This window comes from Clostridioides sp. ZZV14-6009, assembly GCF_020658095.1.
Classification (GTDB): domain Bacteria; phylum Bacillota; class Clostridia; order Peptostreptococcales; family Peptostreptococcaceae; genus Clostridioides.
In genome coordinates this window covers 186,363-211,961 of the sequence record NZ_JAGWDG010000006.1, presented here as the reverse complement: position 1 = coordinate 211,961, position 25,599 = coordinate 186,363, and the positions used below count along the sequence as shown (strand labels likewise).

Here is a 25,599-nt window from a genome sequence, read left to right as displayed (position 1 = left end):
ACATATTCTATATATATAGTATAACAAAATTTTACAAATTTTAAAGTAAATATAAACTATCCATTTTACAAGAAATGGAAACTTTTGGAATGTGTTTATTTGCTAGTGGTTTATAATCAAATAGAGGTGCTTTAATGGGAGGAAATTTTTATGAGGAAATTACAAAAAAAATTAATGGTTTTTTTATTTATTTGTATAATTTTACAAGTTAAATATACAACACCAGTTTATTCTTTACATAAGCTTTATAAAAATAACTCCATAAATAACTTTGAATTCAACTTATTTAATAAACAATTTATTAGCTACTATGCATTGCAGATAATATTTACTATGACGATAATATGTCTAGTACTTATTTTTTATATAGTATATGATAAATTAAGTTTAAGAGTTAAATTACAAAATATCGTGTATACAGATGGTCTTACAGGAGCAAGTACTATGGATAAATTTGTAATTGATGCTAAAAAAATATTAAGCAAAAACACTCAAGAGAAATATGCGTTATTATATATAGATATTGATAAATTTAAGTATATAAATGATTTGTTCGGATATGAAGTGGGAAATAAAATTTTATGTAGTTTAACAAATATTATTAAACATAATATATTTGAAGAAGAAATATTTGCAAGGATATCTGCTGATAATTTCACAATAATTATGAAATATAAAGAAGAAGAAGATATAATAAATAGATTAGAATGTATATTTAAAGAATTGGATTTATTTAATAATAATCAGGAAGAAAAATATAAATTGGTTTTAAGCTGTGGAATATACTTTATACTTCCAGAAGATAAAGATATCAACCCAATAATAGATAGAGCTAATATACCTCATAAAATGGCAAAAGGAGGACATAAAAGTTCATATGCATTTTATGACAACAAGATTCATGATCAAGAAATAAAAGAAAAAGAGATGGAAAATACAATGTTCTCAAGCTTAGAAAATAAAGAGTTCATAGTATATTTGCAACCTAAAATAGAACTAAATACAGGAGAAATACAAGGTTCGGAAGCACTTGTACGATGGAAAAATCGTGATAAGGGATTAATTCCTCCAAGTGAGTTTATACCATTTTTTGAGAAAAATGGTTTTATAATAAATTTAGATTTATATGTACTAGAAGAAGTTTGTATACAGCTTAGAAAATGGATTGATGCAGGTATAAACCCAGTAACTATTTCAGTTAATGTCTCAAGAATCCATTTATATTGCAATAATTTTATAGAAACCTATAAAAATATAATTGATAAGTACAATATACCTGCAAAATATATAGAACTTGAATTAACTGAGAGTATTATATTTGATAATTTTGATATTTTAATTGATATAATGAATAATTTAAAAGAGATAGGCTTTTTAATATCTATGGATGATTTTGGTTCAGGGTATTCATCATTAAATATGTTAAAAGAAATTCCTATGGATATCTTAAAACTTGACCAAAAATTTATCATGGAAACATATAATAGTAAGAGAAGTAAAATAATTGTTACTAAAGTTGTAGAGATGGCAAAGGAATTGGGGATGAAAGTAATATCTGAAGGTGTAGAGACAGAAGCACAGTTTAAACTTTTGAAGGAAGTCAAATGTGATATGGCACAAGGATATCTATTTGGAAAACCAATGCCAATTGAAGAATTTGAAAAATTGATTGCATACACTTCAGCAAAAGAATAATCAATTTACTTTATAAAAAATAAATAAGTTATATTAAAAATGAACTCTAATCTAGTGTTCATTTTTTATGTGGATTTTTATACATCTATTTATTAAAATATGTAAACATTAACAAATATAAATATAGTCTTACCTCATATAGATTAACTAAAACACTAGAATGTAGTATCTATTGGTGGCATCTATTGAAATTACATTTCAGTATTTATTTTGCAGTAATGATTGTATAATTCCTGAACTTTTGATTTTATCAATGTTTTAAGCTCAATTGGTTCTAGTACTGTGGCCTCTTTTCCAAATGACAAGAAATATTCAGCTACCCAGTTTAGTGTTGTTTTTGAGATATACATATCTATGTAGCCACCATTAGGAAAAATAGTCAATCCTTTTGCTAATAGAAATTCTGTCTCACAGCGTTTTACTCCTATATCTGTTAGTTGAATTTTAATATGATAATCTTTAGCAACTTCTAAATTTTCAAGATATTCATGTATTGAATTTGGAATACTGTATTTTGAACTTGTTATATTTTCTATATTTACAATCTTTTCAATTCTGTCTACACGAAATTCACGGATAGATTTTGACTTTAAGCAATACGCTGGACAGTACCAAAGACCATTCATTGCATATAAACCAACAGGGATAATAGTTCGGATACTTTGGTTTTTATTTGATGAATATTGAACTGTAAGAGCAGAATTATTTGTAATTATGTTAAATAGTTCTTTCAACAAAGGAGAAGAGCAATGTCTATCTGGTGTCCAGAATACAATTTTATTTTGTATTTGAGTAATATTATGCTGTACATCTGCTGGTAGACAATTTAAAAACTTCTTTAATACAGAGACTCTCTCTTGTTCAAATGGCAAATCACTATAAAAAGCTAATGATTGATAGGCAAAAAATATTGCTTTTGCTTCACTTTCTGAAAAGGTAATTGGTGGTAGTATACGTTCTTTTAACATATGATAACCACCTGTTGCCCCTGTTTCTGAATATAGAGGGAATCCCATGCTTTCTAAAGCTTGTAAATCCCTAAGTATCGTTCGTTTTGATACACAAAATTCTTCAGACAATTCTCTCAAGGTAAAATTTCTTTTTGCATTTATAGTTATTATCAATTCAATTAAGCGCTCAGCCTTTGACATTTTTCTACTCCTTTTTTTATAATAGTGACAATTATTGTCACCATTATATGATAGGATATTATCGTGTTGAAAGCAATATAAATATTATAGAAAGGATGGATATTTAATATGAAAGTTGATGATATATTCAATTACTGTGTATCAAATTTAGATGATGTTGTTTTAACAGACAATTGGGGGGAAAGAGGTATATTTTATAATCCTAATGGTATTTTAAAGAAAGGAGTATATGTTCTTACTATCAAAGAAAAAGATGGTGAAAATGACAAAAGTTCATCACTCAACCGAAGTAATGTTTATCGTGTGAATGTATGCTTGAAAAAGGAAACATTTATTAAAATGTTCGATTATATTCCAAAGCGTCCAGAGGCTGGGCAAATTGTGAAAATGGACTTTGATTTTAAAAAAATGGATACAATTATGCCTCATCCTGTTTACGCATGGATGGGATGGGTATGTGTCTTAAATCCTTCAGAAAAAACATTTAAAGAATTAAAAGTAATGATACAAGAGTCATACGATTTTGCTAAGGAAAAATTTGCTAAAAGGATAAAAAAGTAATAGCATGTGAACATAATTATAATAAAGGCTACCAAGACCTGAAAATACAATTCTATTTTTTCACTTCATATATTCTTATAGATTCACATAAAATTTGGTAGCCTTGAATGAAAATCTCTAAACCAGACAAGAGAAAAATAAATACCAAATGAAATATCAAAAACATAGTGATTAAGGAAATTTCTTGTATTATACCTATTCAGACCTGAAGATTTTGAGATTTAATAATAGGTTTTAAAATGCTATTTTTTATAAAAACTATATTTAAATGAAAAAGCTTGTAGATATTTATAATTTTATCTAAAAATAGTTGACATATGAGCTGTGTTATTATATTATTGTATTAGGTTATTAATACAATAATATAATAACACAATAAGGAGGCATGAATATGGAATGGGAACTTGATAATAACAAACCTATATATATACAATTAGTAGAACATCTAAAGTTAAAAATAGTTTCAGGGGAAATAAAAATAGGTTCTAAATTAGAAACAGTAAGAGCACTTGCAGAGGATGCTGAAGTTAATCCAAATACAATGCAAAAAGCTTTAACAGAACTAGAAAGACAAGGATTAGTTTATAGCCAAAGAACAAAAGGAAGATTTGTAACAGATGATAAGGAAAAAATAAAAGCTATGAAAGAGGAAATAGCCAATGTTGAAATAAATACGTTAAAAGAAACTTTAGTAAAACTTGGATATGACAAAGATGAAATGTTAAAACTTATAACAGAAAATTTGAAAGGGGAATTATAAAATGGATAAAAATATAAATAATGTTTCTCAAAATGACATAGTTGAATTTAAAGGTGTAAATAAAAGCTATGGAACTAAAAAAGTTTTAAAGAATGTTGAATTGAATATACCAAAAGGAAAAATAGTTGGCTTGTTAGGTCCTAATGGAAGTGGTAAAAGTACAATGATTAAATTGATGAATGGATTGTTACAACCTGATGATGGTGAAATTATGATAAATGGAATGAAGCCATCTATAGAAACAAAAAAAATAGTATCATACTTACCAGAGAGAACTTATTTAAACGACTGGATGAAGGTATCAGACTTACTTAAATTTTTCTATGATTTTTATAGTGATTTTGATGTTAGAAGAGCAAATGAAATGATTAAGAGTTTAGATATTGATGTAAATGAAAAATTAAAAACAATGTCTAAAGGAACTAAAGAAAAAGTACAACTTATTCTAGTCATGTCAAGAAAAGCAAATATATACATTTTAGATGAACCTATTGGAGGTGTTGACCCAGCTGCAAGGTCATATATACTTAAGACTATACTAAAAAACTATTCTGAGGATAGTACTTTGTTGATTGCAACTCATTTAATAAGTGAGATAGAGAATATATGTGATGAAGTAATATTTATATCTAAAGGTGAGATAGTATTACAAGGAGATGTTGAAGCAATAAGAGAGGAAAAAGGTAAATCTATAGATGCATTATTTAGGGAGGAATTCAAATGTTAGGAAAACTATTAAAATATGAGTTAAAGGCAAGTGGAAGAACGTTTATACCATTATATATAGCTATAATAGTAGTGGCTATATTAAATGGAATATTTATGAAGATTGATATATTTCAAATACAAGGAATAGGAATACTTGTTCTTACAAGTCTTTTTATGGCACTAGGTGTTTTAACTATTGTAGTTACAATTCAAAGATTTAGAAAAAATCTTTTGGGAGATGAAGGATATTTAATGTTTACTCTTCCTGTTAGTACTAGTTCGCTTATATTATCCAAATGTATAACAGCACTTATATATGCGGTACTTAGTTTTATAGTTGCAGTAGTTACATTTTCAGTACTAATGTTTTTTAGTGCTTCTGGAATTGAATTTGCTGAGATTTTAGATTTTTTTAATAATGTTTTTAAATTGGGATTTGAAAACTTTTTAGATATTTTCTTGTTATTATTAACAATGCTTATTTCATATACTTCATTCATTTTATTGCTATACACAGCAATTTCAATGGGGCAATTACCAAGATTTAATAAACATAGAAATGTATCCGCATTTGTTTCTTTTATAATTATAAATATGATAATATCAACTGTTGGTAATACAATTGAAAGATTTTTACCAAGAGAAAATACTAATATGATTTATCATTTATATCAAAGCTCTCATTTTATGTTTGCTATACTTGGTAGTATTATACTTTTAGTAATATTATTTATTGCTACAAAATATATACTAGATAGAAATTTAAATTTAGAATAGATATTTTTATAAAGAGCCATCTTTTAGAGTTACCCTAAAAGATGGCTCTTGTTTACTTTAATAAGTAACCAATTGAGTATTATGTAAACAGAAATAAATTCTTATATATGGTTAAATGTGTATGTGTATTATATAATAGAAATGAATGCTAAAAATTTTGATAAATAATTACAAAATTATTATAAGCAAATACTGCAAATAGAAAGTCTACAAACAGAGTAATAAAAGCTAAAACTACATGGATTTGAGGGAGAAAATATGAAAAGTTATACAAAGACTAAATGGAGTGTTTGGGGCATAATTACATTTTCATTTATTTTAGTCTTATTTTTAAGGATGTCAACTGCTGTTGTCTCAGATAATTTAGCAAAAGAGTTAGGATTTAATTCTATACAAATATCAAATATAGCATCATTTTGCCTTTACTCATATGCACTTATGCAAATACCAGCAGGTATATTAATTGATAAATATGGAGCAAGAAAGATTAGTAGTATTGGAATAATAACAGCGAGTGTAGGTTCTATATTATTTGGATTAATACAAAATATAGAATTAGCATATATTTCTCGTATAATTGTAGGAGCAGGAACCTCAGTAATACTACTTTGTATCTTAAAAATTCAAGGTAGATGGTTTGATAAATCAGAGTTTGCTTCTGCAACAGCTAAGTTCTCATTTGTTGGAAATGTGGGAGGAGTTCTTGCTACTTTTCCGCTAGTATTTTTATCTGAATTTATTGGTTGGAGAAATTCATTTTTATTAATAGGTATAATAGGTATTTTAATTGGATGTTGTATGTATATTATTGTTAGAGATACACCAAGAGAATATGGATTTAATGTAAATGTTGATATTTATGAAGAATCAGAAAAAATTAGTATTATTGAAGGGATTAAGTCTGTTATAGTCAATAAGTCAACATGGTATAATTCAATAATAATGTTTTCTTTTGTAGGTTTAACAAGTGCATTTACAAGTCTTTGGGGAGTAAGATACATAATGGACGTTTATGGAGTTAGCAAGAGTTTTTCTGCATTTATAGTATCATTTTTTACATATGGATTTATATTTGGTTCAATAATTATGGATTTTGTGTTTGCAAAAATAAAGTCTAGCAAGTTTAACATAATAAAGTATGGTGCAATGATAGACTTATTTATATGGATAATAATTGTAATTGTTTTCAAAGTAAAACCACCAATAATGTTTTTACCAGTAGCATTTTTTATAATGGGGTGTATAGTCATGTCACATTTACAAGTATTTAATGATGCTAAATATAAGAATAAAGAGATTTATTCTGGATTAGCAACTAGTGTTATTAATACTTTTGAATTTATAGGAAGTGGTATTATTAATTTAATCATAGCTATATCTTTACAAATAAATTTCTACAATACAGTTGATGGATACAAAAGAGGATTTATTGTATTTATAGTATTAAGTATTATAACTATAATAGCATCTCATATTGGTGTAAAAAATGATGATTTTAAAACTAAGTAGCATTTTCGGAGTGACTTAGCATAAAGTTCTGTAAATAATAGAGGGTTTGGATTTAGAAAAAAGAGCTAACTGGAATATAAATCTTGTTTACTATGATTAAATGATATTGTATCATATTAAATAGAAAAATAAGAACTTTAAACTATAATATTGGTTCTAAAATATAAAGTAAGGAGTTTTTTCTATGGATACAACAAAAATAGATGATATAAGTAAGTTAGATTTAAATAATCTAGATATTAATAAAATGGACATGGGCGGTTTGATGGAAAGCCTTTTGGAATGGGCAACTACAAGTGGAGTAAAACTTATAATAGGTCTACTTATACTTTCCATTGGATTTAAAATAATAAAAAAAATTGTAAACCATGTCATGACAGTTCTTGGTAAAAGAGATGTTGATTTAACGTTAAGAAAGTTTTTGAAATCTCTTCTTTTAAGTGTACTTAAAGTTGCTGTTATAATAGTTGTTCTTGAATACTGGGGTATGAGTTTATCTAGTTTTGCTGCTGTAATAGCTTCAGCAGGGGTAGCGATAGGTTTGGCACTGCAAGGTAGTTTATCAAATTTTGCTGGAGGATTTATTATACTTCTGATTAGACCATTTAAAGTAGGAGATTACATAGAAGCAGCAGGTCATGGAGGAACAGTTGAGCAAATAGGTCTTTTTTATACACAATTAGCTACTCCAGATAATAAACAGATACTTATACCAAATGGTTCTGTATCAAATGATAGTTTGATAAATTATTCTGCAAAAAATACTAGAAGGGTTGATTTGGTTTTTAGTGTAGGATATGAAGATGATATATTACATGTTAGAAGAGTCTTAAAAGAAATTGTAAACAAACATAAATTAATAATAAATGAACCAGAACCATTTATAGGAATAGTTGAACATGGAGATAATGCAATTAAATTTGCAATTAGGGCTTGGTGTAAGACAGAAGACTATTGGACAATTTACCTGGATTTATTAGAAGAGGTTAAAGTTAGATTTGATGAAGAAGGAATTACAATACCATATCCTAAAATGGATTTAACAGTCAGAGAACTAAATAAAATTTAAGTTTTTAATTATATAAAAGGGATGCTTTAAATAGCATCCCTTTCAGTTGTATTTACTTTATGTAGATTTTTTATATTTATGTTTAATTAATAATGATTTTTACTATCTTATAGATTTAAATTTTAAAATTCTGGTATAATAAATTATATTATATAGATTTTAAAAATATTTCATCTTTGAGCGATATATTCAACATTTCTATTCTTAAGAATAATTATGATTTATAAACAGGTATTATATTAGAACTTTAAAAATTTATACTCATATCTTATTATTTAGGTTAATTTTCATATAAGTAATATTAAAATAGATTTTTAGCTTCTTAAGTATAGATTGTAAAGCCTTGAAACTATTAAAATAAAGTAAGAAGTATCTGCAATATAAAAGGGTAAATAAAGGATTTAAAGGGTATAATATAGAATAAATTAATTATTTAAGGAGGATTTTTATGTGTAAAAAACTATATTTATTAGTAGCAAGTATACTTATTGCAGGTTTATTAACTGCATGTAGTGGAAATTCAAATTCAGGACAAGCGCCTCAAAATGGTGACACAAAAAAAGAAGCAAATGCATCAAATAGTGATTTAAAAGATGGCAAAATTGATGAAAGTTTAATGGAGCAAGACTTCAAAGTACCTTACACAGATGCAATAAATATATTTAAAGACAAATATAAGGATGCTGATATAGTAGATTTAAGTCTTGAAAGTGATTTAAATAAATATGTTTATACTGTTGAAGGTGTAGATGATAACAATGAGTATAAGATGAAAATAGATGCTAATACAAAGGATGTATTACAAGATAAAACTGAAAAATTGGATTCAGAAGATTTAAATGGTAAAGCTAGAGAAGAAAAATTAGATTTAAATGATATAATAACACCTCAAAAAGCTATGGAAATTGCATTAAAAGAACAAGATGGAATAGTAAAAGAATGGAGTTTAGATAAAGATTTAGATGCTACTTTTTATAAAATAAGAATAGATAAAGAAAAAAATGAATATGACATAAAGGTAGATTCTAAAAAAGGAACTATACTGGAGGTAGAAAAAGAAGATTAAAAGTTTTAAGTTGCTTTTAAAATAAATTCTTTTTTAAATAAAATTTGTTTAAAATATAACAAATAGGGTATAAAAAGGTTAAATAATTATTTTAGGAGGAGTACGGTATGTCATTAAAATCACTGAAAATAAAAGAAAATTTATATTGGGTAGGTTCGCTCGACCCTGATTTAAGAGTATTTGACATAATTATGTATACACCTTATGGAACAACTTATAATTCATATGTTTTAAAAGGAACAGAAAAAACAGTTTTATTTGAGACAGTGAAGGATAAACATTTTGACAAATATATTGAAAGATTAAATGATTTAAATATAGATTTTGAAAAAATTGACTATATTGTGGTAAGTCATACTGAACCAGACCATGCAGGAAGCGTTGAAAAACTTTTAGATTTAGCAAAAAATGCAAAAGTAGTAGCTTCAGAAACTGCCATTAAGTATCTAAAGGAAATCGTAAACAAAGATTTTGAATATATTGCAGTTGCAGATGGAGATGTGCTATCAATAGGTGATAAAACTTTAGAATTCTTCTCTGTACCTATGCTTCATTGGCCAGATACTATATACACATATATAAAAGAGGATAAAACCCTTGTAACATGTGATTCATTTGGAAGTCATTATAGTAATGATAAGATAGTAAACACTCTTAATGAAGATGAAGAAAAGGATTACTTAGATGCTTTAAGATATTATTATGATTGTATAATGGGACCATTTAAACCATCTATGGTAACTGCTATAGAAAAGATAAAAGATTTAGATATAGACACAGTGTGTCCAGGTCATGGACCAGTATTGACTGAAAATCCTAGAAAAATTATAGACCTTTATTATAATTGGAGTGTAAATGAACAAGTAAAATTAGAAAAAGAAGTTACAATTTGTTATGTTTCTGCACATGGATATACAAAAATCATGGCAGAAGCTATAAAATCATATATTGAAAAAAATAGCAATTATAAAGTGAATTTATTTGATGTAATAGAACATAAGCAAGAAGAAATTCTAGCTAAAATAGCAGTATCACAAGGTGTATTATTTGGAACACCAACAATATTAGGAGATGCGTTAAAACCTATATGGGATATATTAGTATCTTTAAATCCAGTTCTTCATGGTGGAAAAGTTGCATCAGTATTTGGTTCATATGGATGGAGTGGAGAAGGTATAGAAAATGCTATGGAGAGAATCAATCAGCTTAGAATGACAACAGTGAAACCATTTGCTGTTAACTTTAAACCATCAGGAGAAGAAGTTGACAAATTATATGCTTATACAGGAAAATTCTTAGATAAGTTAAACTCTACTTTTGGAAGTAAAAAGAAAACTAAAAAGTTTAAATGTGTAATTTGTAACGAAGTATTTGAAGGAGATAGTGCTCCTAGTATATGCCCTGTATGTGGAGCCAAAGAGGACCAATTTATAGAAGTTGAAGAAGATGAGGTTACTTTTAGAAAAGATACTGATGAATATTTTGTTATAGTAGGAAATGGTGCAGCTGGTTTCTATGCAGCAGATGCTATAAGAAAAAGAAATAAGACTTGTAAGATAACTATGATTTCTAATGAGGAGGAGTTAACTTACTACAGACCTGCACTTTCTGATGGTATAAATGAAGAACTTAATTCTGATTTCTATATGGAAGATAAAGCTTGGTATGACGAAAACAATATAGTAGTAATATTAGGAACAAATGTAGATAAATTAGATGAAGCAAATAAAACTATTGTAGTAAATGATGGTGCTATTAAATTTGATAAGCTTGTAATAGCTACAGGAAGTAGAAACTTCATACCACCAATTAAAGGTCATGATTTAGAAAATGTATTTACACTTAGAAATATAAAAGACTTATATAATGTAAAAGAAGCATTAGAGAAGTCTAAGAAAGTTGTAGTAATTGGTGGAGGACTATTAGGTCTTGAAGCAGCATGGGAATTCAAATTAAAAGGCTTAGAAGTAGTAGTAGTTGAAGCAATGGATGGTATATTATCAAAACAACTTGATAAAGAAGGAAGTAAAATACTAGAACAATGTGTAAGGGATACAGGCATAGATGTAAGATTAGGTGTGGCAGTTGATGGTATTGATGGTGATGGAAAGGCTCAAAAAGTTGTATTTAAAGATGGCAATAGTGTTGACTGTGATATGGTAGTCTTTTCGATTGGAGTGAGAGCAAATACTCAAATGGTTCAAGATACATCTGTAAAAATTGATAGAGGTATTGTTGTAGATAATACATTACAGACAACTGTTAAAGATATATATGCTTGTGGAGATGTTGCACAAGTAGGAAATACTAGTCTAGCAATATGGCCATCTTCAGTAGAAATGGGAAAAATAGCAGGAGCAAATGCAAGTGGAGATAGTTTGAAATTTGAAAGTGATGTATATCCAGTTTCATTAGATGCAATGAATGTTAAAGTATTTAGTATTGGTAATATACAAGATTTTGATAAAGAAATTTCATCAAAAGATGAAGGTAAAAGAGTATATAAAAAGTTATTTATGAAAGATGGTTCATTAGTAGGAGCTATACTTATAAATGATTTAAGTTGTACTGTTAAATTGATAAGATTGATATCTGAAAAAGGGGACTTTGAAGATATTATGAAGTCAGATATACTATAGTTTAAATATATCCAGATAAAAAGAAAAAGTCTTGAAATATGATAGATTCATATTTTAAGACTTTTTTGTTATAATATATAATAAAATAAATATACCTTAACTGTAAATTTACATAAATTATTTACTTTTGAATATTAGATTCCTTTTTGAAATTGGTATGTAATAGTAATATAGAGTATATAATAATAGTTAAAGTTAAAAAAAGGGGAAAAGCAATATGCAGTATATACAAGAATTACTTGATTTAACTCAAAACTATTGGGTGTTAGCCACAATAATTGGTTTATTAAGTGCATTTATAGAAAGCTTTATACCAGCCTTACCACTTGTGGCGATAGTTACAGCAAATGCTGCGATACAAGGGTTATTACTTGGGTGTTTGTTATCATGGATTGGCTCAGGGCTTGGGACAACCTCATTATTTTTATTAATAAGTAGATTTACTGATAGTAGACTTTTTAATAAGTTGAGAAATAGTAAAACTGAAAGAGCAATAAGTTGGATGGACAAACAGGGATTTAAACTGCTATTTATAGCATATGCTTGTCCATTTATGCCTGGATGTTTAGTTACTGTTGCATCAGCTTTTTGTAAAAAAGATATAAAAGATTTTGTTCCAGCAATGTTGGCAGGAAAATTTGTAATGTTTATAGTAATAAGTTATGTGGCAAGTGATATAGAAGGATTTATAACAAGCCCACTAAAGATAGCATCATTTATACTACTAGTATTTTTATCATGGAAAATTGGAAGTAAAGTTAATAAAAACCTTGAAAATCATAATTATGAATTTCATCATAAAAAACACGATAATGACAGAAATAATAAAAGAATTTAACTTGTCAAAAAAATAAAATTGTCTTAAAAGAATTAGATTTAAATAAATTTTAAATTTAAAAGTATTCTTTTAAGACAATTTTTTTAATTTATTAATTGATTTATAAATATATAGCTATAAAAATATATTAAAATAAAATGTAAAATTGATATCCGATTAAAAAAATAACTATGAAGTTTAAAAGTTTAGATATGAATTTTTCTGTTTTCGAGCTAGTTTTTATAGGGAGTAAGGAAATGTTTATAGTAATGGGAAAAAACAATTCGATACCTTCTTTCGTAATAAGGTCAAGGCACATGTGAGAAAAATATCCTATTATAAATCCACTAGACAGACATGAAAAAACTATATTGTTGTTAGTAAAGATTGTTAGAGACTTAAAAAAACTACCAATGAGTAATAAGGCAAGAAGACTATGAGTAAACCCTCTGTGTCTAAACCTACTTCCAAATAACTTGTAAATTAATATAAACTTTTTGCTTATGTAAGAACCTCTCATATCTATATCTGGAAATAATGAACCTAAATATGCAAAATAGATATAGACTATAATTAATACTATTTTATATGTAGTATCGTATTTGACTAAATATATATTATTTATAAAGGGGAGTATCAAAAGTGCTAATATATATCCTCCCCTTTCATGTGTTTCTTTTATCATATAAAAATCCTCCTGAATCGTCACTATAAACATAATATTGGTAAATTTAGACTATCTTTTATTATATTATATAGCAAACATAAGTTTTTTTCAAAAGGATTTTAATATTTAATTAATCTTGAGATTTTAAATTTTTGTAATTTTCTAAAGCTCCATTCCAATTAACTACATTAAACCAATTGTTAATATATTCATTTCTTCTGTTTTGATATTTTAAATAGTAAGCATGTTCCCAAACATCAAGACCTATGATAGGAGTCAAGTTTTTACTTACAGGACTATCTTGGTTTGGAGTAGTTATAATGGACAATTTACCATCTTTAGTAGCTACTAGCCAAGCCCAACCAGAACCAAAAACATCTAAAGCTGCTTTTTGGAATTCTTCTTTGAATTTTTCAAAAGAACCAAAATCTCTGTCAATAGCTGCTTTTAAAGATTCAGAAGGTATAGTTTTTTCAGGAGTCATTATATCAAAAAAGAATTTATGATTGTAAGCACCACCTGCATTATTTCTTACTGTTGTAGCAATATCTTTAGGTAAAGAATCTAAGTTTTGTAATAATTCACATAAAGAATAATTATAAAGCTCAGGATATTTTTCAAGAGCTGCATTTAACTTATCAACGTAAGCTTGATAATGTTTATCATGATGTAAAATCATAGTTTCTTTATCTATATAGGGCTCAAGTGCATCATAAGCATAAGGTAATGGTTTAACCTTAAACTTGTTATTTTCGGGTGTAAAAGCAAATAAAGTTATACACTGTGAAAGTATAAATAAAGACATAATAACTGGTATTAACATTTTTTTCTTCATAAAAATCACCTCCTAATATAGTATTTCTAGAAATTAAAAAATTATGAAAGATTAGCAGATAATTTATAAAAATTTGATAGTAATTTTTTTAAAATTGAATAAGTTTTGAAGGCAAAGACAAAACTATGAAATACAGGATAATACTAAAAAATAGGAAGGAAATTTGATAATATGTGTGGCAATATTTCAATTTATTATAAAGGAGATATATCTGGAAAAGAAGATATTAAATTTAAAATAAAAGAATCTGTAAATAATATAAATCATATAAGTCTTGATAGTAGAGAATACTTAAAAGGTGAGGAAAAAGAGTTTGATTTTAATAGATTTGATGTAATAGATGTTATACATGGAGTTAAACCATTTGAAAAAGATGGAAAGGTTATAGTTTTAAATGGTGAGATATATAATAGTTGTGAGATAAAAGAAGAATTGATTAAAAAAGGGTACAGCTTTTCTACAGATAGTGATATTGAAATCTTATTAACATCTTATATAGCATTTGGAAAAAATTGTGTACATAAGATAAAAGGGATGTTTAGCTTTATAATATATGATAAAAAAGATGAAAGTATATTTGGGGCAAGAGATTTATTTGGAATAAAACCACTTTACTATATAAATAAAGAAAAAGTGATAATCTTTGCATCAGAATATAAATTTATACTGGAGTATATTAAAAAACTAAACATAAATGAACGAAGTTTACAGAGTTATTTTTCGTTTCAATATGTTCTTCCTGAAGATACTATGATACAAGGGATAAGATTGATACCAGCAGGACATTTTTTTAGAGTGGAAAATGGAATACTATCTTTAAAGAGATATAATAAACTTGAATTTAGGAGTAGTACAAAATTTTTTTACAGTAAGAACCATTTAGGAAATAGAGATATAGGCGAAGAAGAAGTGAGAAATGTAGTAATAGATTCGGTAAGAAGACAGGTATCAGAAAATAAACCTGTTGGAACATTTTTGTCTGGTGGTATAGATTCATCAATTATAACCTCTATAGCTTCACAAATTAATCCAAATATAAAGTCTTTTTCACTAGGCTTTAATGTTAAAGGATATAGTGAATTGGAAATAGCTAAAAAAACAGCTGATAAATTGGGCATAGAAAACATTCCACTTAACATAACACAAGGTGACTATATAAAAGCATTGCCTAGTGTAATTTATTTTTTGGATGACCCTGTGGCAGACCCATCAGGAGTAGGTCTTTATTTTTTAATTAAAGAAGCTAGTAAATATGTTAAAATAGCGTTGTCTGGAGAAGGTGCTGATGAATTATTCGGAGGATACAATGTATACAAGGAATATAATAATGTGAAATCAGTTATAAACTCACCAGTGTATATTAGAGGTGTATTAAGTAGAGTTTCAGAACTTATGCCTAATATAAAAGGCAAAAATTATCTTTACAGAGCTACAACACCTTTAGAAAAGAGATATATAGGAAATGCGAAGATTTTTGAAAATAATGAAGTGAAAAGATTCTTTTTTAAATATAAGGAAAAGAATATACATGAGTATTTATTATCAAATTTATACAGAGAAGCGCAGAAAAATAATTACGATTATATAAGTAAAATGCAACATATAGATGTAAATACATGGCTTCAAGGTGATATACTTCAAAAAGTTGATAAATTCTCTGTAGCTGAGCATCTAGAACTTAGAGTACCTTTTTTAGATAAAGATGTATTTGATGTAGCAAAAAATTTAAGAGTTGAACAAAAAATAACAAAAAATAATACAAAAGTGCTACTTAGAGAGTCCTTTAAAGATATAGTACCAGAACATGTTATTCAGAGAAAAAAATTAGGATTTCCAACGCCAATAAGAGTTTGGTTAAAAGATGATTTAGGCGATGTTGTAAGAGATACTATTTCTAATGCAAATGTAGACGAGTTTATTGATAGAAAATATATAATAAAACTTTTAGATGAACATCTAAAAGGTCACAAAGATAATTCAAGAAAAATATGGACTATATTTACATTTTGTCTATGGTATCAATTGTTTATAGAGCATAAAAACATCAAATATTAATTTTTGCATGACATACAGAGGGCGAACATATATAATGTTCTCGCCCCCTCTATTGGCATGAAGCAAAAGCAAATTAGTTTATTATTTCGATAAAATTATTGGCAAATATTTTGACAAGATGACTTTCCACTGCTAGATTTAAGTTTTGTCCATCATCGTATCCAGCAGAAATTAATCCAAGTAAATTGCCAAACATATCTAAAAGAGCCCCTCCAGAACTACCACTAGAGATTGGAGCTGTAAATTGTATCATTTGAACTGTTTCAAAGTCACGAAAAGCAGAGATAATTCCATCTGAAACTGTATTGAAAAGACCTAAAGGGCTTCCAATCGCAACTATTTTTTGACCTCTTACAGGTTTTTTGCTGACCTTGACTGGTATCGCTTTACATTTTCTATCAACTTTTATTACAGCTAAATCATAATCTGAGTGGTACTTTATGATTTGATACGATGTATAAACTTTATCGTCATTTTCAAATCTAACTAAAAATGAATAACCTTCATTAACTACATGGAGATTTGTAAGTATATAACCTTCACTATTTATGACTACTCCAGAACCACTCTTGAATGGTTTATTTTCATTATCACACACAACAATCATAACAACAGAAGTTGATAATTTTGCGAGTTCTTCATATGTAAGTTCTATTTCTTTATCTTTTTTATTTTTTGCAGATGTAAAGTTTGTGTCAGCAGAAGTTTGTTCAGATTGAGGTTTATTTATAGGAGTATAAGTTTTATTGTTATTGATATTCTTATTTATATCTGTATTTAATTTTTCTAAAGGTATATCTAGCATAGTTGGACTTTTTTTAGAAAGTTCAACTAAAGTAGAAAATCTAGAACATTCAGGATACAAATCAATGATATCTTTATGAGGATTTATGTACAAAATATCACATCCAAGCTGTGATAAAAAATATAAGAAAAAAAGTTCCTGTCTTTTAATATTTCCAAAATACGCTACTTTGGGTGAAACATCAATTTTGACTTTATTATAAAATAATTTGGGTAGAAAATAATCTATCCAACATAAAAGTTTAACAGCAAAGTTTTTAACAATAGAAGGTGTTGAATTTGGTGTGTTTTTAGAAAACAACTCTAATGTACTTTTAAATGCAATTTTTTTTGTCCAATCTAAGGTATCATTTTCTATTTTACAAGGAAATTCAATATTGTATAAGCTCCAACTGTTAAATTTAGCATCATTATAAGTATTGAAAGTATTGAGCATTTTATCTGTTTGGGATTTATCAAAATTTATATTTAAGTTGTTTAGCCTAATATAGGGAACGGTTGTATTATTAAAAAGATGAGTATCTATATTTTTGATGTTTTTTATGTATTTATCAATAGAATCTTCAATACCTATATATCGTGTAAAGTAGACTTCTTTAATATAAGAAGAACTCTTATTTGTATAAGACTTACTAGACATAAATTCATTTAAAGGCTCTTTTGAATTCTTTATTACAACTTTTAATGGTTTAATAGTACAAATCATATTTTTTCTCCTCTAATAAGATGATATAATCTATTATAAAACATCTTAAAACAATATAGTACAAGAATTTTGTAGTTTCAAAATAAAATGTATACTTGTAGATATAAATGATATATAATTACATATTAAACATAGATTTTATCTCTTTAAAAAAATATGTAAAATCTATGTAAAAAGTAAGAAATATAAATATTTTTTTAATTATATTTTAAAAATATCAACTAAGTTTTATTCACAAATGAATAAAAAATGTTATAATATGATTAAAGAAAAAGATAAATAATTAGCAAGATTTGTTTAGCTAAAATTAACAAGGGAGCGATAAATTATGGGTATAACATTATCAAAAGGCCAAAAGGTTGATTTAACTAAAGGAAACCCAGGGCTTAAAAATATTTTAGTAGGATTAGGATGGGACACTAACAAGTATGATGGTGGATTTGACTTTGACTTAGATACAGCAGCATTTTTAACAGGAGTAAGTGGAAGTGTTACTAATGATGGAGATTTTGTATTTTACAACAATTTAAAGCATACTTCTGGAGCAGTTGAACATTTAGGTGATAATAGAACTGGTGAAGGTGATGGAGATGATGAGCAAATAGTTGTTGATTTATCTAAGATTCCTGGAGAAATAAGCAAAATTTCTTTTACAGTTACAATTCATGATGCAACAGAAAGAACACAAAATTTTGGGCAAGTAAGCAATTCTTATATAAGAATAGTAGATAAAGATACAAATGAAGAACTAATAAAGTATGAATTAGGTGAAGATTTTAGTATAGAGACAGCTATAGTAGTAGCCGAAATATATAAACACAATGGAGAATGGAAATTTAACGCACTAGGTTCTGGTTTTGAAGGTGGCCTTGCTGCTTTATGTGGAAACTTTGGAATAAACTTATAATTTTAAATATAATAAACTAGAGGGGGTATTTTCCATGGCTATAGTATTAAAAAAAGGACAAAAAATTGATTTAACTAAGGGAAATCCAGGTCTTAAAAATATTAAACTTGGATTAGGATGGGATACAAATTCATTCGATAGTGGTTATGATTACGATTTAGATGTCAGTGTTTTTATGGTAGGAGAATCTCAAAGAGTTGAAAGAGATGAAGATTTTATATTCTATAATAACTTAAAACATTCATCTGGAGCAGTTGAGCATTTAGGTGATAATAGAACTGGTGAAGGTGATGGAGATGACGAAGAAATATTAGTAAACTTAGATACAATGCCAAAGCATATACAAAAAATAGCTGTAACAGTTACAATATATGAAGCTGCTGAAAGAAAACAAAACTTTGGACAAGTAAGCAACTCATATATAAGAGTTTTAAACTCTGAAAATGACGAAGAAATATTAAGATATGACTTAGGCGAAGAATTTAGTATAGAGACTGCAATTACAGTATGTGAGATATATAAATATAATGGAGAATGGAAGTTTAGTGCAGTTGGAGCAGGATTTGAAGGTGGCTTAGAAGCACTTTGCAGAAACTATGGATTAAGTGTTTAGTATGAGTAACACAGTATATTAAATATAAGTAGCCTATACAAATAATGTATAGGTTATATTATATAAAATTTTATGGAGGTTTAGTATGTCGATTAATTTATCAAAAGGTGATAAAATAGATTTAAAAAAATCCAACCCTGGATTGAGTAGTATACTTGTGGGCTTAGGATGGGACCCTGTGCAACAATCAGGTGGAGGATTCCTTAAGTCTTTATTTGGCGGAGGACAAGCTGATATAGATTGCGATGCATCTGTATTTATGCTAAATCAGGAAGGAAAATTAAGTGGGATAAAAGACTTAATTTATTTTGGAAACTTAAAAAGTGCCTGTAAGTCAGTTTTACATACAGGAGATAACCTAACTGGTGAAGGTGTGGGTGATGATGAACAAATTCTAGTTAATTTAGATAAAGTTCCATCAAATATTCACAGATTATTATTTGTAGTAAATATATACAATTGTATAGACAGAAAACAACACTTTGGGATGATAAAAAATGCCTATATAAGAGTTGAGGACCAAAGCAATAAAAAGGAAATAGCAAAGTATAATTTATCTGATAATTATTCGGAAAAAACTACTCTTATAGTAGGGGCTATATATAGAAAAGATGGAAGTTGGCAGTTTAAAGCAATAGGTGAAGGAACAAAAGATGCGGGTCTTAAAGAAGTAATGCAAAATTTAGACAGGATTGAGTGTGTATATGGAATTTAATAATGATATCAAATATTATAATGTTGACAAAGAAGACGTAACTAAAGACTTATCTGTTAACCCTGACAGAGGTTTATCAAAATCAGAAGTCAAGACTAGAAGAGAAAAGTATGGTTTAAATGAATTTACACCAAAAGAGGAAGGAAGCTTTTGGGATGATTTAAAAGACAGTTTAAGTGAACCAATGATAGTTATTTTAATTATTGCAGCAGTAGTAAGTGCAGTAATTGGAGAAACTCATGATGCAATCGGGATTGTAGGAGCTATAGCAATAGGTATAGCAATAGGTATGATTACAGAAGGTCGTTCTAAGAAAGCAGCAGATGCTCTTTCTAAGATGACTGAAAATATTGAAGTTAAAGTACTAAGAGATGGAGAAATACATCAAATTTCTAAGAGTGAACTAGTACCAGGAGATATAGTATATATTGAAACTGGTGATATGGTACCTGCTGATGGTAGACTTATAGAAACTATAAATCTTAAAATTAGAGAAGATATGTTAACAGGCGAATCAGATGATGTATCTAAAAAATGTGATGTAGTAGTTCCAATGGAAGAAATAGAATCTAAAGGAGCACTAGTGGTACAAGAACCAATTCCTGCAAAACAAATAAATATGGTATTTGGTGGTACACTTGTTGCTTATGGTAGAGGAATATTAGTTGTAACTTCAATTGGAGATAGTAGTGAAATGGGTAAAATTGCTCAAAACTTATCAGACGCAGATGAGCAAACTCCACTTCAGATAAAGCTTGGAAATTTAGGTGGATTGATAGCTAAAGTTTCCAGTGCAGTAGCAGGATTATTATTTATATTCATGGTTTTCCAAATGGTAAGTAAGAATGTATTAAATGTTGATATGTCTGGAATTTTACCATTTTTAGAATCGATAGACCCTGTTAAAACAGCATTTACAGTATGTGTTGCATTAATAGTTGCAGCAGTTCCAGAAGGTCTGCCAACTATGATAAATATGACACTTGCAATAACTATGCAAAAAATGGCTAAGATAAATGCCTTAGTTACTAAAAAAGAAGCTTGTGAAACTATAGGTTCTGTTTCTGTAATATGTTCAGATAAAACCGGTACATTAACAGAAAATAGAATGACAGTAGAAGTTGCATATATTGATGGAAGATATATTGAGAGTTCAGAAGAAGAAATAAATAGTTATTTTGAAGAAAACTGTATGATAAACTCTACAGCTGATGTAGAGCATAATGATAGTGATGTTAAGTACCTGGGAAGTGCTACAGAATGTGCACTACTTCTATATTATAAAAATGTAGATTACAGACAAGTTAGAAAAGAATCTAATATAGTAGCTCAAAACCCTTTTACTTCTGATTCAAAGAGAATGACATCTGTTATAGGTCAAGATAATAATCATGTGTTGTTATCAAAAGGAGCACCAGAAGTCTTGCTTGAGCTATGTTCATATATCCAAAGAGGAAAAGACATAGTTCCAATAACTGAAGGTATAAAACATGAGATTTTAGAAGAAATAAAAAAATTACAAGTAAAATCAATGAGAACTTTAGGTTTTGCATATAAAGAAATCTCGCAAGCTGAAGAAGAAGCAGCAGTAACTGCTGAAAGTGATTCTATGAATGTGAGTGCAATGGAAAGTGAGTTAGTATTTAGTGGTTTTGTTGGTATAAGAGACCCACTTAGAAAAGATGTTATAGAATCTGTAAATACAGCAAATAAAGCTGGTGTTTCTGTAAAAATGCTTACAGGAGATAATATAAATACAGCAAGAGCTATAGGTGAAGAGTTAGGTCTATTAAAAGGAAATATGAGAGCAGTTGAAGCTTCATATATAGATACTTTAGATGATGAAGAACTAAAACAAGAAATACAAACTATTTCGATTGTTGCAAGAAGTAAGCCAGATAGTAAAATGAGAATAGTTTCAGCTCTTCAAAAGAGTGGAGATGTTGTTGCTGTAACAGGTGATGGTATAAATGATGCCCCAGCGCTTTCAAAGGCAGACGTTGGTATAGCAATGGGTATATCTGGTACAGAAGTATCAAAAAGTGCAGCAGATATAATTTTAACTGATGATAGCTTTAGTACTATTGTAAAAGGTATTAAATGGGGTAGAGGAATCTATGATAACTTCCAAAGATTTGTTCAATTCCAATTAACAGTAAATGTAATTGCATTTTTAGTGGCTATAATATCTCAGGTTATGGGACAAGAAATGCCATTTACAACAATACAATTGTTGTGGGTAAATATAATTATGGATGGTCCACCAGCACTAGCATTAGGTTTAGAGCCTGTTAGAGACCATGTGTTAAATAGAAAACCTGTTGATAGAAAAGCAAATATAATATCTAAGTCAATGGTATATACAATAGTATTAAATGCATTCTATATAACAGCAATACTAATGTTACAGTCTACATTTAACTTCTTAGGTGTTGATGAAGCTCATAAGGGAACTGTAATGTTTGCGTTATTTGCTTTTAGTGCATTATTTAATGCATTTAACTGTAGAGAATTTAGTGCAGATAGTATTTTCCCAAACTTTACACATAATAAACTAGCATTACAAATAATAGTTTTAACAGGTATTGCACAAGTAATATTTACTCAGTTATTCCAAGATTTCTTTAACTCTGTAGCTATGGATGTTATGACATGGGTAAAAGTTTTATGTGTTGCAGCAAGTGTGGTTGTAGTCAATGAAGTTGTAAAATGTGTAATAAGATTAGTAAAACCAAAGAAAACAGCTTAAAATAAATTTTATAAAAAATAACAAACTGGCTCAAAATATATATTTTGAGTCAGTTATCAATAAACAATTAAATTGGGAGGATAATTATGGGTGACTCAAAGGTATTTGAAAAAATATTCTCCAGCCAATCAGATAGAGGAAATTACACTCCTTCAAAGGGATATCTGAGTTATTTTATTTCATATATTGGTTTAGAAGATGAGATTTTGTATAATCTTGAAATATTTAAGACTAAGCAAAATATTGATAGTAGAAAAGATATTGCCTTATTTACTGATGCTATAGCAAATCCTAGTGATTTTGACATTATTAATTATTTTAAAAATGGACTTAAAAATTATAAAAACAGCACAGAAGATACAAATATAAGTATTTTAGGGTTTGAAGAAATAGATTATAAAATAAAGCAAGCAATAGATAGAGTATTAAAAGAGGAAGAAAAAGACTTTACTAATGATAGAGTTAAACAAAATTTTATAGTGAAAATAATGGCATGGATAAAGACTTATATTGGTGCCTTAGATATAAATAAAAATGATGCTCCAAAAATAATATTTTATGGAGACATAAAAAAGCATGAAGTTTATTTACTCTTAATATTGTACTTAGCAGGATTTGATATATTATACCTTAATCCAAACTCAAAGAGTAATATAAGTATCTTAAATTTAGAGAAATATAAGATAGAATTAGAAGAGGCTAATATAATAGAAGAAAATGTTTCTTTTGAAGATAGAGTTGTTTCAGGTGAAAAGATAGATAAAGGTTCTGTAAAAAAAGCTTTTACTGTTGGAGCAGAAGCATCAAAACGAATAAGTGAAGAATTGCTAAATGATTCTGGATTTATAAAACCTTGGCAACTTCAAGATAGAAAAATAAAAAGCTTGCTTTTAAGTTCAACTATTGATGAAATATCAATATATTGGAATCAGCCATTAAAATTGAGACCAGGATTTAAGTTTAATGATACTACAGTAGAAACTCCAGTTTTCTTTTCTAAAATCAATGGAATATATAATGATAAAAATGAATACATTAAGTTTTTAGATTTATTAAGAGATTCAGAAAGTTCAGCATTCATTGAATTTAATGGAGATATAGATAGATTTTCAAAAGAATTTACGAGAGAAGCTTTTAGCCTATCATTTGTATTAAATTCAAAAGGTATTATAGATAAAAATTCTGTTTTAAATAATAAAGAGTATTCTATTTCAACATTATCATTAAATCAACAAATTATGATTTTAGAAAAAGTGGAAGAACTTATAGAAGGTAACATGTTTTTAAATGGACTAAGTGGAGAGGATAAAATAAAAGGCTTATTCACAGTACTTCATATGGATAAAAAGCTTGTTCACATGATGAATAATTTCGATTACTCTCTCATAAATCCAAAGTTGGTTATATATATGTATAAGAGCATTGTGTTTGATAAAGAAGTTGTATTTCTAATGCTTTTACTTAGTAAAATTGGATTTGATATTATTATATTATCTCCAGGCGGAGAAAATAATATAGAAAATGTTATAAATAACCAATTGATTGATATACACAGGTTGGATAAAATGGTATATGACCTTAGATTGAACTTACTTGAAGATGAAATACCTTTACTTAAAAAAATTTTTGGCAAGAGGAGACGATTTTAAATGGGGATAAATATAAATAATTTTTCAAAAGATAATAATTCTGTAGAAACTGTTGAAAATTTACCTACGACTGTACAAGAAGAAAAATTTGATATAATGGAATATACAAATAATAAAAAAATTGAACTTAGAAAGTCTAAAGAGGTTGACGCTTTAACTTCTCTTATAGAAGTAGAAAATCCAGATACAATTTTACAATTTGGTAGAAAAGCATCTGAAGGAGTAGCGAGAGTTTCTGATAGCCTATTAAACACGATAAAATTAAATAGAAATGAAGAAAATTCTAAAATGCTTGTTCACTTAACTAAAATAATGGATAAATTTGATTTAGATGATTTTCAAGAAACTAAGGAACCAAATTTTGTTCAAAAACTTTTCAAAAAAGCTAATAATGCCATTGAAATGATGTTTCAAAAGTATGAAACACTGGGAGGAGAAGTTGAAAAGATTCAAATTGAACTTGAACAATATGAAAGAGATATAGCACTTTCTAATAAGCAAATTGGTGCTATGTTAAATGAAAATTTTGACTTTTATAACGAACTTCAAAAATATATTGTTGCTGGAGAAATGGCAGTAGAAGAAATGGATAATGAAATATTACCATATTTCAAACAAAAATCAGAGACTAGTGGAGACCAAATGGATATTGTCAACTATCAAGAACTATTAAAAGTCTATGATATGTTAAATCAAAGAGTCTATGATTTAAGAATAGCAGAAAATATAGCTATTCAGACTATACCTATGCTTAGAGGTATGCAACATAATAACTATGGTTTAATTAGAAAAATCAATAGTGCATTTGTTGTAACTTTGCCAGTATTTAAACAATGTTTATCTCAAGCTATATTACTTAAAAAGCAAGAATTACAAGCAAAGTCTCTAAAAGCTCTTGATGATAAAACTAATGAATTATTGCTTAGAAATGCACAAAATGTAAGTTCTCAAAGTGCACAAATAGCTAGAATGGCTGGAACAAGCTCTGTGCAAATAGAGACATTAGAAAAAATGTACAATACAATTAAATCTGGTATAGATGAAACTCTGAGAATAGAAGAAAATAATAGAGTTACAATCAAGGATAATACAAAGAGATTAGAAGAATTAAATACAGCTATAATTTATAATAAGTAGTATATTAGGG

21 protein-coding genes are annotated in these 25,599 nt (G+C 27.6%); 17 read left to right on the top strand and 4 right to left on the bottom strand.

What is annotated here, in order from left to right; all coding sequences use genetic code 11:
- The first annotated feature begins 150 nt into the window (after window positions 1-150).
- Entirely contained in the window at window positions 151-1,695 is a 1,545-nt protein-coding gene (locus tag KGF36_RS10710; RefSeq protein WP_227829749.1) for a putative bifunctional diguanylate cyclase/phosphodiesterase, read from the top strand.
- 191 nt (window positions 1,696-1,886) lie between these two features.
- Here the strand turns inward: KGF36_RS10710 and KGF36_RS10705 are convergent, their stop codons facing one another.
- Complete coding sequence (locus KGF36_RS10705) at window positions 1,887-2,846, bottom strand: helix-turn-helix transcriptional regulator (RefSeq protein WP_227829748.1); 960 nt, start codon at window positions 2,844-2,846, stop codon at window positions 1,887-1,889.
- A gap of 108 nt (window positions 2,847-2,954) precedes the next feature.
- Between KGF36_RS10705 and KGF36_RS10700 the strand changes: the two genes are divergently transcribed.
- The 9 genes from KGF36_RS10700 to KGF36_RS10660 all read left to right on the top strand — a co-directional run bounded on the left by KGF36_RS10700 (window position 2,955) and on the right by KGF36_RS10660 (window position 12,773).
- Window positions 2,955-3,407, top strand: coding sequence for a DUF6194 family protein (locus KGF36_RS10700; protein WP_227829747.1), 453 nt, complete (start codon window positions 2,955-2,957; stop codon window positions 3,405-3,407).
- 391 nt (window positions 3,408-3,798) lie between these two features.
- Window positions 3,799-4,167, top strand: a complete 369-nt coding sequence (locus KGF36_RS10695) for a GntR family transcriptional regulator (protein ID WP_227829746.1) — start codon at window positions 3,799-3,801, stop codon at window positions 4,165-4,167.
- Between the two features lies 1 nt (window position 4,168).
- The gene (locus KGF36_RS10690; protein WP_227829745.1) at window positions 4,169-4,894 is read left to right on the top strand and encodes an ABC transporter ATP-binding protein; all 726 of its coding nucleotides are present in this window, start codon (window positions 4,169-4,171) and stop codon (window positions 4,892-4,894) included.
- Window positions 4,888-5,652, top strand: coding sequence for an ABC transporter permease (locus tag KGF36_RS10685; protein ID WP_227829744.1), 765 nt, complete (start codon window positions 4,888-4,890; stop codon window positions 5,650-5,652). The genes KGF36_RS10690 and KGF36_RS10685 overlap by 7 nt, the downstream gene beginning before the upstream one ends.
- Before the next feature lie 258 nt (window positions 5,653-5,910).
- Window positions 5,911-7,161, top strand: a complete 1,251-nt coding sequence (locus KGF36_RS10680; protein WP_227854699.1) for an MFS transporter — start codon at window positions 5,911-5,913, stop codon at window positions 7,159-7,161.
- 184 nt (window positions 7,162-7,345) lie between these two features.
- Window positions 7,346-8,230, top strand: coding sequence for a mechanosensitive ion channel family protein (locus tag KGF36_RS10675; protein WP_227829742.1), 885 nt, complete (start codon window positions 7,346-7,348; stop codon window positions 8,228-8,230).
- A gap of 448 nt (window positions 8,231-8,678) precedes the next feature.
- Window positions 8,679-9,296, top strand: a complete 618-nt coding sequence (locus KGF36_RS10670; RefSeq protein WP_227829741.1) for a PepSY domain-containing protein — start codon at window positions 8,679-8,681, stop codon at window positions 9,294-9,296.
- Between the two features lie 107 nt (window positions 9,297-9,403).
- Window positions 9,404-11,935, top strand: a complete 2,532-nt coding sequence (locus KGF36_RS10665) for an FAD-dependent oxidoreductase (protein WP_227829740.1) — start codon at window positions 9,404-9,406, stop codon at window positions 11,933-11,935.
- Window positions 11,936-12,152: 217 nt separating this feature from the next.
- Entirely contained in the window at window positions 12,153-12,773 is a 621-nt protein-coding gene (locus KGF36_RS10660) for a TVP38/TMEM64 family protein (RefSeq protein ID WP_227829739.1), read from the top strand.
- A 127-nt stretch (window positions 12,774-12,900) separates the two neighbouring features.
- Here KGF36_RS10660 and KGF36_RS10655 read toward each other — a convergent pair whose 3' ends face one another.
- The gene (locus KGF36_RS10655) at window positions 12,901-13,437 is read right to left on the bottom strand and encodes a metal-dependent hydrolase (protein WP_227829738.1); all 537 of its coding nucleotides are present in this window, start codon (window positions 13,435-13,437) and stop codon (window positions 12,901-12,903) included.
- A 112-nt stretch (window positions 13,438-13,549) separates the two neighbouring features.
- The gene (locus tag KGF36_RS10650) at window positions 13,550-14,254 is read right to left on the bottom strand and encodes a superoxide dismutase (protein ID WP_285891640.1); all 705 of its coding nucleotides are present in this window, start codon (window positions 14,252-14,254) and stop codon (window positions 13,550-13,552) included.
- 171 nt (window positions 14,255-14,425) lie between these two features.
- Between KGF36_RS10650 and asnB the strand changes: the two genes are divergently transcribed.
- A complete protein-coding gene (asnB, locus tag KGF36_RS10645) occupies window positions 14,426-16,309 on the top strand; it encodes an asparagine synthase (glutamine-hydrolyzing) (RefSeq protein WP_227829737.1) in 1,884 nt (627 codons plus the stop codon).
- A 73-nt stretch (window positions 16,310-16,382) separates the two neighbouring features.
- Here asnB and KGF36_RS10640 read toward each other — a convergent pair whose 3' ends face one another.
- Window positions 16,383-17,819 carry a trypsin-like peptidase domain-containing protein gene (locus tag KGF36_RS10640; protein ID WP_227829736.1) on the bottom strand — a complete coding sequence of 479 codons (1,437 nt, stop codon included), beginning with the start codon at window positions 17,817-17,819 and terminating at the stop codon, window positions 16,383-16,385.
- A gap of 328 nt (window positions 17,820-18,147) precedes the next feature.
- Here KGF36_RS10640 and KGF36_RS10635 point away from each other — a divergent pair, with 328 nt between their 5' ends.
- The 6 genes from KGF36_RS10635 (at window position 18,148) to KGF36_RS10610 (ending at window position 25,589) form a co-directional block, all read left to right on the top strand.
- The gene (locus KGF36_RS10635) at window positions 18,148-18,726 is read left to right on the top strand and encodes a TerD family protein (protein ID WP_227829735.1); all 579 of its coding nucleotides are present in this window, start codon (window positions 18,148-18,150) and stop codon (window positions 18,724-18,726) included.
- 34 nt (window positions 18,727-18,760) lie between these two features.
- Window positions 18,761-19,339 (top strand): TerD family protein, encoded by a 579-nt coding sequence (locus KGF36_RS10630; protein WP_227829734.1) that lies wholly within the window; start codon window positions 18,761-18,763, stop codon window positions 19,337-19,339.
- Window positions 19,340-19,424: 85 nt separating this feature from the next.
- Window positions 19,425-20,054, top strand: coding sequence for a TerD family protein (locus KGF36_RS10625; protein ID WP_227829733.1), 630 nt, complete (start codon window positions 19,425-19,427; stop codon window positions 20,052-20,054).
- A complete protein-coding gene (locus tag KGF36_RS10620) occupies window positions 20,044-22,803 on the top strand; it encodes a calcium-translocating P-type ATPase, PMCA-type (RefSeq protein ID WP_227829732.1) in 2,760 nt (919 codons plus the stop codon). The genes KGF36_RS10625 and KGF36_RS10620 overlap by 11 nt, the downstream gene beginning before the upstream one ends.
- Before the next feature lie 86 nt (window positions 22,804-22,889).
- The gene (locus KGF36_RS10615) at window positions 22,890-24,452 is read left to right on the top strand and encodes a YceG family protein (protein WP_227829731.1); all 1,563 of its coding nucleotides are present in this window, start codon (window positions 22,890-22,892) and stop codon (window positions 24,450-24,452) included.
- Window positions 24,453-25,589, top strand: a complete 1,137-nt coding sequence (locus KGF36_RS10610) for a toxic anion resistance protein (RefSeq protein WP_227829730.1) — start codon at window positions 24,453-24,455, stop codon at window positions 25,587-25,589.
- Window positions 25,590-25,599 lie beyond the last annotated feature (10 nt).

What these genes read in the sequence shown, in the direction of transcription:
- KGF36_RS10710 (WP_227829749.1), top strand. Translation starts at nt 151, where the DNA reads ATGAGGAAATTACAAAAAAAATTAATGGTTTTTTTATTTATTTGTATA.
- KGF36_RS10705 (WP_227829748.1), bottom strand. Translation starts at nt 2,846, where the DNA reads ATGTCAAAGGCTGAGCGCTTAATTGAATTGATAATAACTATAAATGCA.
- KGF36_RS10700 (WP_227829747.1), top strand. Translation starts at nt 2,955, where the DNA reads ATGAAAGTTGATGATATATTCAATTACTGTGTATCAAATTTAGATGAT.
- KGF36_RS10695 (WP_227829746.1), top strand. Translation starts at nt 3,799, where the DNA reads ATGGAATGGGAACTTGATAATAACAAACCTATATATATACAATTAGTA.
- KGF36_RS10690 (WP_227829745.1), top strand. Translation starts at nt 4,169, where the DNA reads ATGGATAAAAATATAAATAATGTTTCTCAAAATGACATAGTTGAATTT.
- KGF36_RS10685 (WP_227829744.1), top strand. Translation starts at nt 4,888, where the DNA reads ATGTTAGGAAAACTATTAAAATATGAGTTAAAGGCAAGTGGAAGAACG.
- KGF36_RS10680 (WP_227854699.1), top strand. Translation starts at nt 5,911, where the DNA reads ATGAAAAGTTATACAAAGACTAAATGGAGTGTTTGGGGCATAATTACA.
- KGF36_RS10675 (WP_227829742.1), top strand. Translation starts at nt 7,346, where the DNA reads ATGGATACAACAAAAATAGATGATATAAGTAAGTTAGATTTAAATAAT.
- KGF36_RS10670 (WP_227829741.1), top strand. Translation starts at nt 8,679, where the DNA reads ATGTGTAAAAAACTATATTTATTAGTAGCAAGTATACTTATTGCAGGT.
- KGF36_RS10665 (WP_227829740.1), top strand. Translation starts at nt 9,404, where the DNA reads ATGTCATTAAAATCACTGAAAATAAAAGAAAATTTATATTGGGTAGGT.
- KGF36_RS10660 (WP_227829739.1), top strand. Translation starts at nt 12,153, where the DNA reads ATGCAGTATATACAAGAATTACTTGATTTAACTCAAAACTATTGGGTG.
- KGF36_RS10655 (WP_227829738.1), bottom strand. Translation starts at nt 13,437, where the DNA reads ATGATAAAAGAAACACATGAAAGGGGAGGATATATATTAGCACTTTTG.
- KGF36_RS10650 (WP_285891640.1), bottom strand. Translation starts at nt 14,254, where the DNA reads ATGAAGAAAAAAATGTTAATACCAGTTATTATGTCTTTATTTATACTT.
- asnB (WP_227829737.1), top strand. Translation starts at nt 14,426, where the DNA reads ATGTGTGGCAATATTTCAATTTATTATAAAGGAGATATATCTGGAAAA.
- KGF36_RS10640 (WP_227829736.1), bottom strand. Translation starts at nt 17,819, where the DNA reads ATGATTTGTACTATTAAACCATTAAAAGTTGTAATAAAGAATTCAAAA.
- KGF36_RS10635 (WP_227829735.1), top strand. Translation starts at nt 18,148, where the DNA reads ATGGGTATAACATTATCAAAAGGCCAAAAGGTTGATTTAACTAAAGGA.
- KGF36_RS10630 (WP_227829734.1), top strand. Translation starts at nt 18,761, where the DNA reads ATGGCTATAGTATTAAAAAAAGGACAAAAAATTGATTTAACTAAGGGA.
- KGF36_RS10625 (WP_227829733.1), top strand. Translation starts at nt 19,425, where the DNA reads ATGTCGATTAATTTATCAAAAGGTGATAAAATAGATTTAAAAAAATCC.
- KGF36_RS10620 (WP_227829732.1), top strand. Translation starts at nt 20,044, where the DNA reads ATGGAATTTAATAATGATATCAAATATTATAATGTTGACAAAGAAGAC.
- KGF36_RS10615 (WP_227829731.1), top strand. Translation starts at nt 22,890, where the DNA reads ATGGGTGACTCAAAGGTATTTGAAAAAATATTCTCCAGCCAATCAGAT.
- KGF36_RS10610 (WP_227829730.1), top strand. Translation starts at nt 24,453, where the DNA reads ATGGGGATAAATATAAATAATTTTTCAAAAGATAATAATTCTGTAGAA.